The organism is Hominiventricola sp., assembly GCF_057604405.1.
Genome location: NZ_DBLYVB010000004.1, coordinates 179,609 through 191,862, shown reverse-complemented (window position 1 = coordinate 191,862; position 12,254 = coordinate 179,609). Strand labels below are relative to the sequence as shown.

The 12,254-nt window shown below is 44.3% G+C and carries 12 protein-coding genes; 10 read left to right on the top strand and 2 right to left on the bottom strand.

Annotated features, from left to right (window positions below):
- Positions 1–32: 32 nt before the first annotated feature.
- Complete coding sequence (locus tag ACZMB2_RS04790; protein ID WP_487595772.1) at positions 33–863, top strand: alpha-amylase family glycosyl hydrolase; 831 nt, start codon at positions 33–35, stop codon at positions 861–863.
- On the opposite strand, the gene ACZMB2_RS04785 is transcribed toward ACZMB2_RS04790, so the two are convergent.
- Positions 772–1,683 (bottom strand): AraC family transcriptional regulator, encoded by a 912-nt coding sequence (locus ACZMB2_RS04785; RefSeq protein WP_487595768.1) that lies wholly within the window; start codon positions 1,681–1,683, stop codon positions 772–774. The genes ACZMB2_RS04790 and ACZMB2_RS04785 overlap by 92 nt on opposite strands.
- A gap of 233 nt (positions 1,684–1,916) precedes the next feature.
- On the opposite strand from ACZMB2_RS04785, the gene ACZMB2_RS04780 reads away from it, so the two are divergent.
- On the top strand, positions 1,917–4,100 hold the full coding sequence (locus ACZMB2_RS04780) for an alpha-galactosidase (RefSeq protein ID WP_487595767.1): 2,184 nt from the start codon (positions 1,917–1,919) through the stop codon (positions 4,098–4,100).
- A 39-nt stretch (positions 4,101–4,139) separates the two neighbouring features.
- Positions 4,140–5,564 carry a sucrose-specific PTS transporter subunit IIBC gene (locus tag ACZMB2_RS04775; protein WP_487595766.1) on the top strand — a complete coding sequence of 475 codons (1,425 nt, stop codon included), beginning with the start codon at positions 4,140–4,142 and terminating at the stop codon, positions 5,562–5,564.
- A gap of 84 nt (positions 5,565–5,648) precedes the next feature.
- On the opposite strand, the gene ACZMB2_RS04770 is transcribed toward ACZMB2_RS04775, so the two are convergent.
- Complete coding sequence (locus tag ACZMB2_RS04770) at positions 5,649–6,107, bottom strand: Lrp/AsnC family transcriptional regulator (protein WP_487595765.1); 459 nt, start codon at positions 6,105–6,107, stop codon at positions 5,649–5,651.
- Between the two features lie 158 nt (positions 6,108–6,265).
- Here ACZMB2_RS04770 and ACZMB2_RS04765 point away from each other — a divergent pair, with 158 nt between their 5' ends.
- From ACZMB2_RS04765 to ACZMB2_RS04735, 7 genes are all read left to right on the top strand, one after another.
- On the top strand, positions 6,266–7,594 hold the full coding sequence (locus ACZMB2_RS04765) for an MATE family efflux transporter (RefSeq protein WP_487595764.1): 1,329 nt from the start codon (positions 6,266–6,268) through the stop codon (positions 7,592–7,594).
- A 177-nt stretch (positions 7,595–7,771) separates the two neighbouring features.
- A complete protein-coding gene (cyaB, locus tag ACZMB2_RS04760) occupies positions 7,772–8,353 on the top strand; it encodes a class IV adenylate cyclase (RefSeq protein ID WP_487595763.1) in 582 nt (193 codons plus the stop codon).
- Positions 8,354–8,384: 31 nt separating this feature from the next.
- Complete coding sequence (gene rsmH, locus ACZMB2_RS04755; protein ID WP_487595762.1) at positions 8,385–9,443, top strand: 16S rRNA (cytosine(1402)-N(4))-methyltransferase RsmH; 1,059 nt, start codon at positions 8,385–8,387, stop codon at positions 9,441–9,443.
- 21 nt (positions 9,444–9,464) lie between these two features.
- Entirely contained in the window at positions 9,465–10,004 is a 540-nt protein-coding gene (locus tag ACZMB2_RS04750; protein ID WP_308459788.1) for an LOG family protein, read from the top strand.
- 59 nt (positions 10,005–10,063) lie between these two features.
- A complete protein-coding gene (locus tag ACZMB2_RS04745; protein ID WP_487595771.1) occupies positions 10,064–10,807 on the top strand; it encodes a nucleoside phosphorylase in 744 nt (247 codons plus the stop codon).
- A gap of 50 nt (positions 10,808–10,857) precedes the next feature.
- A complete protein-coding gene (locus ACZMB2_RS04740) occupies positions 10,858–11,460 on the top strand; it encodes an ECF transporter S component (RefSeq protein WP_487595761.1) in 603 nt (200 codons plus the stop codon).
- 24 nt (positions 11,461–11,484) lie between these two features.
- A complete protein-coding gene (locus tag ACZMB2_RS04735) occupies positions 11,485–12,252 on the top strand; it encodes an energy-coupling factor transporter transmembrane component T family protein (RefSeq protein ID WP_487595760.1) in 768 nt (255 codons plus the stop codon).
- The last annotated feature ends 2 nt before the right edge of the window (positions 12,253–12,254 follow it).

Sequence of the window (12,254 nt, the reverse complement as noted above, 5' to 3'; positions counted from 1 at the left end):
AAACTGTTCCATCCATGACCTTCTAACTCTGTCTGCCGGATCTGAAGTGTGTTTTCAGCAAATGGCAGACAGAGTTAGAAGGTCATGGATGGAACAGTTTATTCTGGAATAACCATGATCTTCCAAGAATCGTTTCCCGTTGGGGAAATGACGGAGACTATCGTGTCCTGTCTGCAAAAATGCTTGCGACACTGCTTCATGGAATGAAGGGGACACCGTATATCTATCAGGGGGAAGAGATTGGAATGACGAATGTTCCATTTCAGACGATTGATGAATTTCCTGATATTGAGACACAGAACATTTATCAAGAACGCCTGAAAGCGGGATTCACAGAGGAAGAGACCATGTATGCAATCCGGGCGAAGGCGAGGGATAATGCAAGGACACCGATGCAGTGGAATGCCGAAAAGAATGCAGGATTTACAGAAGGAACTCCATGGTACAGAGTCAATCCCAATTATAAGGAAATCAATGTAGAGCAGGCATTAGCGGATCCAGAGTCCGTTTTCTATCATTATCAGAAATTGATCCAGCTTCGGAAAGAACATGAAGTTATGGTATACGGAACTTATCAACTGCTGTTCCCAGAGGATGAAGACCTTTATATCTATACAAGAACGCTGGAGGAGGAAAAATGGCTGATTGTCTGTAACTTTCATGAGAAGACAAGAAAGTTACAGTGTAAGAGAGCCGGGCAGGTCATGCTTAGTAATTATGCAGATACACCTGCCGCGGAAAAAATTACAGAACTCAGACCATATGAGGCGGTTATTTATCAGATGGAATCCTGGAATGCGAATCATAGAGAACGCGGACAAGATCATAGTTCTGATTTTGAAGCCGATATTGAGTTGGTGTAGTTCCGAAAGCTTTTCGAAAGACTTTGCAAAAATAATTATCATTTGAAAATCCGACCATGGAGGCGATTTCGGCAATTGTGTGCTGATGGCTCTGTAAAAGAAGCGCACAGGATTTCTGAAGACGCAGATTCGCCAGATATTTTCCGGGCGAGATTCCATATAGATGGTTGAATTCTCTGCAAAGATGATACTTGGACAGACCGACGGCATCAGCGACTTCGTCAAGATTCAGATCCGTGTTGTAATAATTGGAATCCAGATAGTTCTTGGCCAGTGTAACACGAGGTGAAGAAAGTGCCGGGTTTTCCAATGCATAATCTGCCAGATCTAAAAGAAAAGCGTAGGCCGCTTTTGAATTATCAAATACCGATGCTAACTGATTGGAAATCGCATCAGCATAGAGCTGTTTCATCTGTTCAGGTAAAGTACTGGATGCTTCCAGGTGGAAGGCAGGTCCACAGGAAAGATGAATGTGGTAGAGAAGAGGGAGACACTCGGAGGAAAATTCCAGATAAAGAACATCCCAGTATTCCGAATCGTCGGGTAATGAGTATTGGCTGTCTCCGGGTACTTGAACAAGGAAGAGATCACCTGTCTGTTGAGGATAGGTATGGTCTGGTGTCTGGAAACTTCCTTTTCCTGAAATCGTGTACTGAAGTAATACATAAGAGTTTTTGCGGACTCGGTTATCCCAATGATAGTCATGGGAAGTGATGTGATGCATGCCGATTCCACGAAGTGTCTGGAGAGGAAGCGCAGAGGTTATATGAAAACCGACGGAACCAAAAGGTAGTTGGGCAGATGATTTTGTGTTTGTCATAAAAAGTACTCCTTTCAAAATAAATGAAGATTGCGGGGCATAGCACGAAACAATCTGTAGAAATCTTAGTTTTTGGTTTTTATATCCGATATCATAATATAGCAATCAATAAAAAATAGCAAGAAATTACCATTCACCAATCTGTATTACCATTGAAAGTGAGAAAAGATGGAAGTTATAATGTATTTAGTCAAGAGATGAAATGAAACAGAATGAGAGAGTGGAGAAATAGAATGCAGATCAGTTTTGAGGAAGAACAGCAGGTCTTTCATCTGTACAACGATAAGATCAGTTATGTGATTCAAGTAGAAAAACAACGATATTTAAAGCATTGTTACTACGGAAAAAGAATAAAGAGATGGCACAGCGGCATCAAGGATTATTATTACGACCGTGGATTCTGTGCGAATCCGGTTGAGGAAGACAGGACATTTTCTCTGGATACACAGTTGAGGGAATTTCCGGAGTCCGGACAGGGGGACTTCCGAAGTCCGGCCTACGAACTAGAAGATAGAAATGGAGATAGAAACGCAAGATTTTTCTATAACAACTATCGTATTCTGAGTGGAAAAATTGCTCCAGATGGTCTGCCACATGTCTATACTGATGCGGACACCGAGGCAATGACACTGGAGATTACGCTTCAGGATAAGGTGAGAAATCAGAGAATTCTGCTATATTACACCATCTATGAAGATGCAGTGGTCACACGATTCGCAAAATGGATCAATGACGGAACAGAATCGATAGAAATCTGTCGATTCTTAAGCATGAACATGGATCTTCCAACACAGGAATATGACGTACTGACATTAGCCGGTGCACATACAGAAGAGAAAAACGTGTATCGACGTCCATTGTGTGCGGATTCAGTCACGATTGAAAGCAGTCGTGGAACGAGCAGCCCACAGGCAACCCCATTTATCGGATTGTTAAGTCCCGGGACTACGGAAGAGCAAGGGGAAGTGTTAGGAGTAAACCTGATTTACAGTGGAAACTTCTATGGATGTGTTCAGTGTGGACAGTATGGAACAACCAGGGTACAGCTTGGAATTAATCCGTATCAGTTTGGATGGCAGCTTTCACCGGGAACAAGCTTCTGCACACCGGAGGCTGTACTGGTCTATAGTGCAAATGGACTTGCCGGAATGTCGAATACATTTCACAAGTTATACAGAACGCGCGTCTGCCGGGGATGGTACAGAGACCGGGAACGGCCAGTTCTATTGAATAGCTGGGAAGGTATGTATTTTGAGATCAATGAAAAGAAAATGCTGACGCTGGCGGAAGAAGCAGCGGAGCTTGGAATCGAACTTCTGGTGATGGATGATGGCTGGTTCAAGGGAAGAAATACAGATACGACTTCCTTGGGGGACTGGACGGAAGATAAGAAGAAATTTCCGGATGGCCTGCAGAGTCTTGCTAAAAAGGTGAAACAGAAGGGGATTGATTTCGGAATCTGGTTTGAACCGGAGATGATTTCAAAGGAAAGTGACCTTTACAGGGAGCATCCAGACTGGGTGATCCGAAGTCCGCTCTACGAACCAATACTCAGCCGACATCAGCTGGTACTGGATCTGTCGAATCCGGCAGTTTGCGAATATCTGATCGATGCAGTCAGTAAGGTGTTGGCACCGGGAAATATCAGTTATGTGAAATGGGATATGAACCGGCATCTGACAGATCTTGGAAGTGCTTATCTTGACAGGAAAAATCAGAATGAACTTTCACACCGCTACGTGCTTGGACTTTACCAGGTCATGGAGACATTGACAGAACGTTTTCCACAGGTGTTGTTTGAAAGCTGTTCCAGTGGAGGTGGCAGATTCGATGCAGGAATGCTTTATTACATGCCACAGACATGGACCAGCGATAATACAGATGCAGTCTGCAGACTGAAGATCCAGCATGGAACAAGCTTTCTGTTTCCGACAGTTACAATGGGAGCGCATGTGTCAGCATGTCCGAATCATCAGGTTGGACGGACCACACCGCTTGCTACAAGATTTGCCGTGGCGGCAGCAGGCAATCTTGGATATGAACTGGATCTGAAAAAGCTTTCAAAAGAAGAGAAGGAAGAAGTCAGAGAACAGATTGCAGAATATAAAAGGAGACGAAGAACCGTACAGTTCGGAACTTATTACCGGCTGGCGGATGCATTTCAGGAGAATCAAAGTGCCTGGAATATTGTTTCAGAAGATGGAATGGAAGTCATCTTCACTCACGTGCAGATCCTTGCGCGTTCAGCCTACAGAGTTCCGGTGATCCGATTAAAAGGACTGGATCCGGATGCAGTTTACACAGATTGTGAGACCGGGCAGGAGTATGGCGGGGATGAACTGATGTATGCAGGAATCCGAATACCAAGAATCAGACAGGACTTTTCAAGTACAACGATGGTACTAAGAAGATCCTGATTGAGATAGAAAAGAAATGAAGTTACAGGAGGAGTTAGAATGAGTAAAGAACAGAGTTACCAGAATGCAGCAAGTGAACTTCTGCGTCTGGTAGGCGGAAAAGAAAATGTAATCAGCGCGGCTCACTGTGCAACCAGATTACGTCTGGTATTAAAAGATGAGAGCAAAGCAGATGTAGATGGAATTCTCAAGACAGAGCTTGTAAAAGGACAGTTTGCCACAGACGGTCAGTTCCAGATCATCATTGGAAGTGGTACAGTAGATGAAGTATACAAATATTTTATTCAGTATGCAGACATCAAAGAAAGTACAAAAAATGAAGTGAAAAAGGCTGCTGACCAGAAGATGAATCCGTTACAGAAACTGGTAAAGATGCTGGCGGATGTATTCGTACCGATTATTCCGGCACTGGTTGCCAGCGGTCTTCTGATGGGTCTGAATAATGTTCTGACAGCAGAAGGACTTTTTGTCTCAGGAAAGTCACTTGTTGAAGCATATCCGAATATTGCAGATCTTGCATCTATGATCAACACATTTGCAAGTGCAGCATATGCATTCCTGCCAATCCTTGTAGGATTCTCAGCGACGAAGATGTTCGGGGGCAATCCTTATCTTGGAGCAGTTATGGGAATGATCATGGTATCCGGTGATCTTCTGAATGCTTATTCTTATGGTACAGCCATTACAGAGGGAACGGTTCCGGTATGGCATATCGGAGCGCTGACAATTGAGAAGGTTGGATATCAGGGAACTGTACTTCCGGTACTTGCAGCGGCAGCAATCCTTGCATTTATCGAGAAGAAACTTCACAAAGTAGTTCCGGAATATCTTGACAACCTCCTGACACCTGCACTTTCCGTACTCGTAACAGCATTCCTTACATTTACAGTGGTAGGTGGAGTGATGCGTACAGCCGGAGACTGGATTACAAATGGTGTTCTGTGGCTCCATGATACATTAGGTGTTGTCGGTGGATTTATTTTCGGATTTATCTATGCACCATTAACAATGACGGGAATGCACCACAGTCTTCTCCCGGTTGATATCCAGCTGATTGCAGCAGGCGGATCTTTCCTCTTTGCAATCGCAGCATGCAACAATGTGGCTCAGGGTGGAGCAACACTGGCAGCAATGTTCTGTGCAAAAGATAAGAAGATGAAGAGCATCGCAGTTTCTTCCGGTATCTCAGCACTGCTTGGTATTACAGAACCAGCAATGTTCGGAGTCAACTTGAAGATGAAATATCCATTCTATGCAGCAATGTTCGGTTCTGCTGTAGGATGTGCTTATGTGACACTGACAAATGTTCAGAATATCTCCCCGGGAGCAGCAGGAATCATCGGATTCGTATGCATCAAGTCTGGTGGAATGCTGAATTATATGATCGGAATTCTGATCTCACTTGTTGTCGGATTTGTAGTGACAATGGCATTATCCAAGCATCCGAAGTTTAAAGAAGTGTAAGCTATTGGGGACGGGGAAAACGGATTTTTCCCCGTCCCTGTTGGCTTTGAGAATCGTTGGATTAGGCTGCATTTGGACTTTATTCTATAGCCGTAATCCTTTAATATCTTTCATACGGGATAAAATCATATTGCAGCTGCAGCTAAGAATGCCAGGCAGTGTATCAATGACATTGTGCAGGAAAAGTTCCATTTCATCACTGGATGAGGCAACGGCATGTACATGAAGTTTGTCCCGTCCGGTGACACGATAGATCTGTGTGACGATATCATTTTTGTATAAAATATCTGATACCTGCATCAGATGATCTGGTTTAATTTCAATTTCAAAATAGCAGGATACAGCACCACTGATCTTTTGAGGATTGATGATTGTTGTGTATTCTTCAATTACCCCTTTTTTCTCTAAGGCTTGAATACGGGCTTTTACTGCGACTCTGGAAATACCGGTTTTTTCGCCAATATCAGAGTATGAGATACGTGCATTTTCTATAAGCAACTGGATAATTTTCTGATCGAGTTCATCTAAACCATTCAGGTACATAAGTAATCCCCCTGTAAAATGATAACTATCACTGTAATTCGTTTTTCCATTATAATATCATGCAGATTTCTAAAAGTAAATGACAGCTTGACTTAAGTATTTTAAACTCCTATAATAATGACAAAACGTAATATACAACTTACGAAATGGAGATAAAAATGAATGGCGATTTGTCAAAAGGACCTGTTGTAAAGTCGATGCTTTTATTTGCTATTCCAATGATATTGGGAGATTTACTTCAACAGTGTTATAACATTGCAGACACACTGATTGTTGGACGTTGTCTTGGCGAGAAGGCACTTGCAGCGGTAGGCTCCTCATTTACACTTATGACCTTTATAACATCCATTATTCTTGGCTTATGTATGGGAAGCAGTGCATTGTTTTCTATCCGGTTCGGACAGAAGGATGAAAATGGACTTAAAGAGGATATTTGTGCATCCTTTATCTTTATTGCGGCAGTGACAGTGTTGTTAAATATGGTTGCTTATGCAAGTCTGGGCGGACTTCGGGTTTTCCTCAGAGTTCCGGATGAAGTATGGGGTGAAATGAGAGAGTATCTATTCGTGATCTTTATGGGGATACCGGCTGTTTTTTTGTACAATTATTTTGCTTCATATCTCAGGGCCATCGGTAATTCTGTGATACCTCTGGTATTTCTGGCCGTATCATCCCTGCTTAATATTATTCTTGATCTTTGGTTCGTCATTGGTTTCAAGATGGGAGTAGCAGGAACAGCACAGGCGACAGTGATTGCACAGTATTTGTCCGGACTGGGGATCATGCTTTATACACTTGTATGTTATAAGCGAGTTCATGTAATTTGGAAAATCAGCTGTCTGAAGAAAGAACGAATCAGTGAAATTGTTTCCTTTTCCATGCTGACATGCATTCAGCAGTCTGTTATGAATCTGGGAATCCTGATGGTACAGGGATTAGTAAACAGTTTTGGAACGGTTGTTATGGCAGCATTTGCAGCGGCTGTAAAGATAGATGCTTTTGCATATATGCCGGTGCAGGATTTTGGAAATGCATTCTCTACATTTATTGCACAGAATTATGGAGCAAAAGAAAAGCAGAGAATACAGCATGGATTGAAAGCGGCAGTGCGTATATCTGCAATTTTCTGTGTGATAATCTCTGCGTTCGTATTTGTATTCGCAAAACCACTTATGATGATATTTGTAGATGCAGGAGAAACACATATTATCATGGAAGGAGTCCGTTACCTGCGGATAGAAGGTGCCTTTTATATAGGAATTGGATGGCTGTTTTTGCTGTATGGCTTGTACCGGGCTTTGGGCAAACCAGGAATGAGTGTGGTACTTACCATATTTTCCCTAGGAACCAGAGTAGTTCTGGCATATACCTTGTCAGCAATACCACAGATTGGCGTGACAGGTATTTGGTGGTCTGTGCCAATCGGATGGGCGTTAGCGGACATCATAGGGTTCCTGTATTACAAAAATTACAAAAATTTTACCTGATTATGATTGATTGACTGATTTTATTGTTCAACGTTTTAAACATTAAATTCAAATTGTTGACAGTTTTTTTTTCGTGTGTTTTAAGAAAAGGGTGTTCCCTGGATTTTTCATCCGGGGAATGTCCTTTTTTTCAGTTTTATAATATAATAAGAAAAACACAAAGTGGGGGGATGGGGAATGGCCATTGAGGTAGAGATTAAGCTGAAAATTGAGGATAGTGGAGAACTTATAAAGAAGCTTAAAGACCAGCATTTTACAGCGGGGAAAACCGTGTGGGAATCGGACCTTTATTTTACATCAGAGCATCGTAATATGAAAGCCTGCGATGAAGCCTTGAGGGTACGTTGTGTGAAGGAAAAAGACACAGGGAAACAGGCGGCATATCTGACCTATAAGGGAAAGAAACTGGACACTTGTTCTATGACGCGAAAAGAAGTGGAATTGGAGATTTCTGATGGGGAGACGGGAATGGAACTACTGAAAAGCATTGGATTCTATCCCACAACGCCAGTGGAGAAGCTGCGGCAGTATTTTCATAGAGAGCAGATGACCGCTTGTGTGGATCAGGTAACGGGACTGGGAGATTTCCTGGAACTGGAGATTATTGTGGAAGACGAGACGAAGCGCGCCGCAGCATTAAGTGAAATCGAAACTTTGCTTGTAAAACTTGGTTATACGATGCAGGATACGACGAGAACTTCGTATTTGTCTATGCTTGAAGAGGCGTTTCCTTGCGGTAATACGGAAGTTTCCGTATAATAGACCTAGATAAATAGATGGAGGGACAGACATGGATCAGGAACAGCAGACACCGCACAAGCGGAGAGTACGTTATAAAGGCAAATACCCGAAGAAATTCGAAGAAAAATACAAGGAGCTGCAGCCGGAGAAGTATCAGGACACGGTGCAGCATGTGATGAAGAAAGGAAATACACCGGCGGGCATGCACATTTCCATTATGGTGGATGAGATTCTGGATTTCCTGAAAATCCAGCCGGGAGAGACGGGATTTGATGCAACCCTTGGTTATGGAGGACACACGAAAGCCATGCTTCAGTGTCTGAAGGGACAGGGACATATGTATGCCACGGATGTGGATCCGGAGGAATCGGCAAAGACGAAGAAGCGTCTGGAAGAGCAGGGGTTTGGAGAAGACATGCTGACCATTAAGCTTCAGAATTTCTGCACCATTGATGAGATTGCAAAAGAAGCGGGCGGTTTTGACTTTATTCTGGCGGATCTTGGAGTTTCTTCCATGCAGATTGATAATCCGAAGAGAGGTTTTTCCTTTAAAGTGGACGGCCCCCTGGATCTTCGGCTGAATCAGCAGAAAGGCATCAGCGCGGCGGAGCGGCTGGATACCATAGGCCGTGACGAGCTGGCGGGAATGCTCTATGAAAACTCCGATGAGCCTTATTGCGAGGAACTGGCAAAGGCCATTACGGATGAGATTCGTCGTGGAAACCGGGTGGATACGACTACCAAACTTCGCGGTATCATTGAAAAGACGTTGGATTTTCTGCCGGAGAAGGAGAAAAAGGAGACGGTCAAAAAGACTTGCCAGAGAGTGTTCCAGGCACTTCGGATTGATGTCAACCAGGAGTTTGAAGTGCTGTATGAATTTATGGAGAAGCTTCCGGGGGCACTTCGTCCGGGTGGACGGGCAGCTATTCTGACATTTCATTCCGGTGAGGACAAGCTGGTGAAGGCAGCGTTGAAAGAAGGCTGCCGGGCAGGCATCTATTCTTCTTATTCCAAGGATGTAGTCCGGCCGACAGCGGAAGAATGCGTACGAAATCCGAGAGCCCGTTCCACAAAGATGCGCTGGGCAATCCGGGCAGAAGAGTAAAGGAAAAGGAGGTAGAGTCCAATGCATATAGCAGTCTATTGTGGTTCGGTATCTGGAAATCAGGAGATCTATACGGAGAAGGCAGCTTTGTTTGGCAGATGGATGGCAGAGCAGGGGCATGTGCTCATCTATGGTGGCGCCCAGGGAGGCCTGATGGGAGCAGTTTCCAATGCGGTGCTGGAGAACGGCGGAAAGGTCATCGGTGTGCTTCCGGCAGTGGAATCCATTCAGAAGCGGCGTCATCCGGGACTGACTGAGTATATTGAGACCAAAGATATGGCGGAGCGGAAAGCGAAGATGATCGCACTGGCAGATGCCTTTGTGGCACTGCCGGGCGGACCAGGAACCCTTGATGAAATCTCAGATGTGATTTCCCTGGCAAGGCTTCACCTTACCGACGCACCCTGTGTATTATTTGATATGAACGGATTCTACCAGCCGTTGAAAAATGTGCTGGAGGGTATGGAAAAAGCCGGATTTGCAGAGCCGGAAGATTTTGAGAAGGTACTGATTTCCGAAGACATGAAAGAGATCGGAGCATTTCTTTCAGGCTGTCAATGAGGTTGACAAGACAGTTGTAAAGTGTTATTTTAAAGGTCAAATATAAGAAAGAGGGAATCATAATGGAAATTATGCCGCATCTGAAGCTTTCAGATGAGCTGAACATCAAATATGCCATTCTCCCGGGAGACCCGGCACGGGTGGATCGGATTGCGGAGCAGCTGGAACAGGTGGAATCACTGGCTTATAATCGGGAATATAAGAGTATTCAGGGGTTATATAAGGGGGTTCCGGTACTGGCGGTATCGACTGGAATCGGAGGCCCATCCACGGGAATCGCAGTAGAGGAACTTTCCAGAATCGGTGTGACCCATGCGATCCGGATCGGAAGCTGCGGAGCATTGCAGAAAAACATCCATTTGGGAGATTTGATCCTGGTGCAGGGGGCGGTACGGGATGAGGGAACCTCCAAAACTTATATAGATTCTATTTACCCGGCAATTCCGGATTATGAGCTTTTCAGTGCCTGTGTGGAGGCAGCCAGAAAAGAGAGGATTCCATTTCATGTAGGTCTGGGAAGAAGCCATGACAGTTTCTACACGGATCGGGAAGACGAGATTGATGCTCTGTGGGCGTCCAAAGATGTGCTGGGCGCTGATATGGAGACGTCAGCTCTTTATGTCATCGGGCGGCTGAGAGGGGTACATACTGCATCCATTTTGAATACGGTTGTGGAATATGAAGAGAATCTGGAAGAAAACATCAATCATTATACAGATGGGGCATCCAGAATGATGCAGGGTGAATGGAATGAAATTCACACGGCACTGGAAGCACTTTACATGGTATCTCAGGCGGAATAACCGCTGCAAATATATGAGATAATCTCCGTTGGAGAGAAAGGACATGTGTTATGAATAACGTATTTAAAACAAAACTGGATACTGCAAGTCTGGTACTGATTCCGGCATGTATCGGTATCAACTACCTCGGAAAACTGTTTGCTTCTGTACTGAAGCTGCCGCTCTGGCTGGATGCGATCGGAACCTGTATCGGCGGTGCGCTGGGCGGACCGATCATCGGTGCGATCTGCGGTGCGGCCAACAACCTGATCTACGGATTTACCACCGGTGATTCCATTACCTTAGTTTATGCACTGACCAGCCTTGGTATTGGTCTTGCAGTTGGTATTATGGCAAGACTCGGTAAGATGGAAAATGCAGGAGGAGCAATCCTGACCGCTGTTGTGGCAGGCCTCGTTGCAGTCTGCGTCTCTACACCGCTGAATGTTCTGTTCTGGGGCGGCACTACCGGAAATGTCTGGGGAGACGCTCTGTTTGCAGCAACTCAGGCAGCAAATATGCCGGTAGCCATTGGTTCTCTTCTCGATGAGGTTGTTGTGGATGTTCCGGATAAAATCATTACGATCCTGATCGTATTTGCAATCCTGAAAGGACTCCCGAAGAAATTGACTGCCCTTTACGATATCAATGACAGTGTAGAGAGTCTGGACTAATGAAAAAATGTTGGAGTGATTCAAATGAAAAGTATCAGTCTGTGTGTGGATAAGGATACCTGGTTGACTCGAATGCATCCGTTTACCAAACTGTGTTACATATTGACGGCGATCAGCGTTTCCCTGATCTGTGGAAAGCTGTGGGCATTTGGTATCTTCATTGGAATCAGTCTTGTGATGTTAATCAGTGGAAAAATCATTCGCAGGGTTTTTCCACTGATTGCATTTTCTTTTACAATTCTGATTACCATTTTCCTGATTCATGGTTTATTTAATCATGAAAATGCAACGTTGTTGTTTGCAGCAGGTCCTATTCGCTTCTACCGGGAGGGGGTTCAGTATGCAGCACGGATCAGCTGCAATGTACTGAACATGCTGCTGGCTTTTGCGGTCTTTGTACTGACGACAAAACCGGTTGAATTAGTGGAGGATATGGAACGTGCCGGATTTTCTCCGAAGATCGGATATGTCATCAGTTCTGTCTTTCAGATTGTGCCTCAGATGAGCGGTACTATGAATACGATTATGGATGCACAGAGAAGCCGTGGCCTGGAGACAGAAGGCTCTCTGATTACCCGTGCAAAGTCATTTTTGCCGTTAATCTCTCCGGTAGTTATGAGTTCCTTGATTAATACAAGAGAGCGAGCCATTGCACTGGAAATCCGGGGATTTGAGTCAGGAGAGAAGAAAACTTACTTAAAAGACGATAAAATGAAAAATCTGGACCGGGTACTCTGTGTTGGCATGTTTTTACTGATTTTCCTGGTCATTGTCGCCAGAATCTTTTTATAGGA

What these genes read in the sequence shown, in the direction of transcription:
- ACZMB2_RS04785 (WP_487595768.1), bottom strand. Translation starts at nt 1,683, where the DNA reads ATGACAAACACAAAATCATCTGCCCAACTACCTTTTGGTTCCGTCGGT.
- ACZMB2_RS04780 (WP_487595767.1), top strand. Translation starts at nt 1,917, where the DNA reads ATGCAGATCAGTTTTGAGGAAGAACAGCAGGTCTTTCATCTGTACAAC.
- ACZMB2_RS04775 (WP_487595766.1), top strand. Translation starts at nt 4,140, where the DNA reads ATGAGTAAAGAACAGAGTTACCAGAATGCAGCAAGTGAACTTCTGCGT.
- ACZMB2_RS04770 (WP_487595765.1), bottom strand. Translation starts at nt 6,107, where the DNA reads ATGTACCTGAATGGTTTAGATGAACTCGATCAGAAAATTATCCAGTTG.
- ACZMB2_RS04765 (WP_487595764.1), top strand. Translation starts at nt 6,266, where the DNA reads ATGAATGGCGATTTGTCAAAAGGACCTGTTGTAAAGTCGATGCTTTTA.
- cyaB (WP_487595763.1), top strand. Translation starts at nt 7,772, where the DNA reads ATGGCCATTGAGGTAGAGATTAAGCTGAAAATTGAGGATAGTGGAGAA.
- rsmH (WP_487595762.1), top strand. Translation starts at nt 8,385, where the DNA reads ATGGATCAGGAACAGCAGACACCGCACAAGCGGAGAGTACGTTATAAA.
- ACZMB2_RS04750 (WP_308459788.1), top strand. Translation starts at nt 9,465, where the DNA reads ATGCATATAGCAGTCTATTGTGGTTCGGTATCTGGAAATCAGGAGATC.
- ACZMB2_RS04740 (WP_487595761.1), top strand. Translation starts at nt 10,858, where the DNA reads ATGAATAACGTATTTAAAACAAAACTGGATACTGCAAGTCTGGTACTG.
- ACZMB2_RS04735 (WP_487595760.1), top strand. Translation starts at nt 11,485, where the DNA reads ATGAAAAGTATCAGTCTGTGTGTGGATAAGGATACCTGGTTGACTCGA.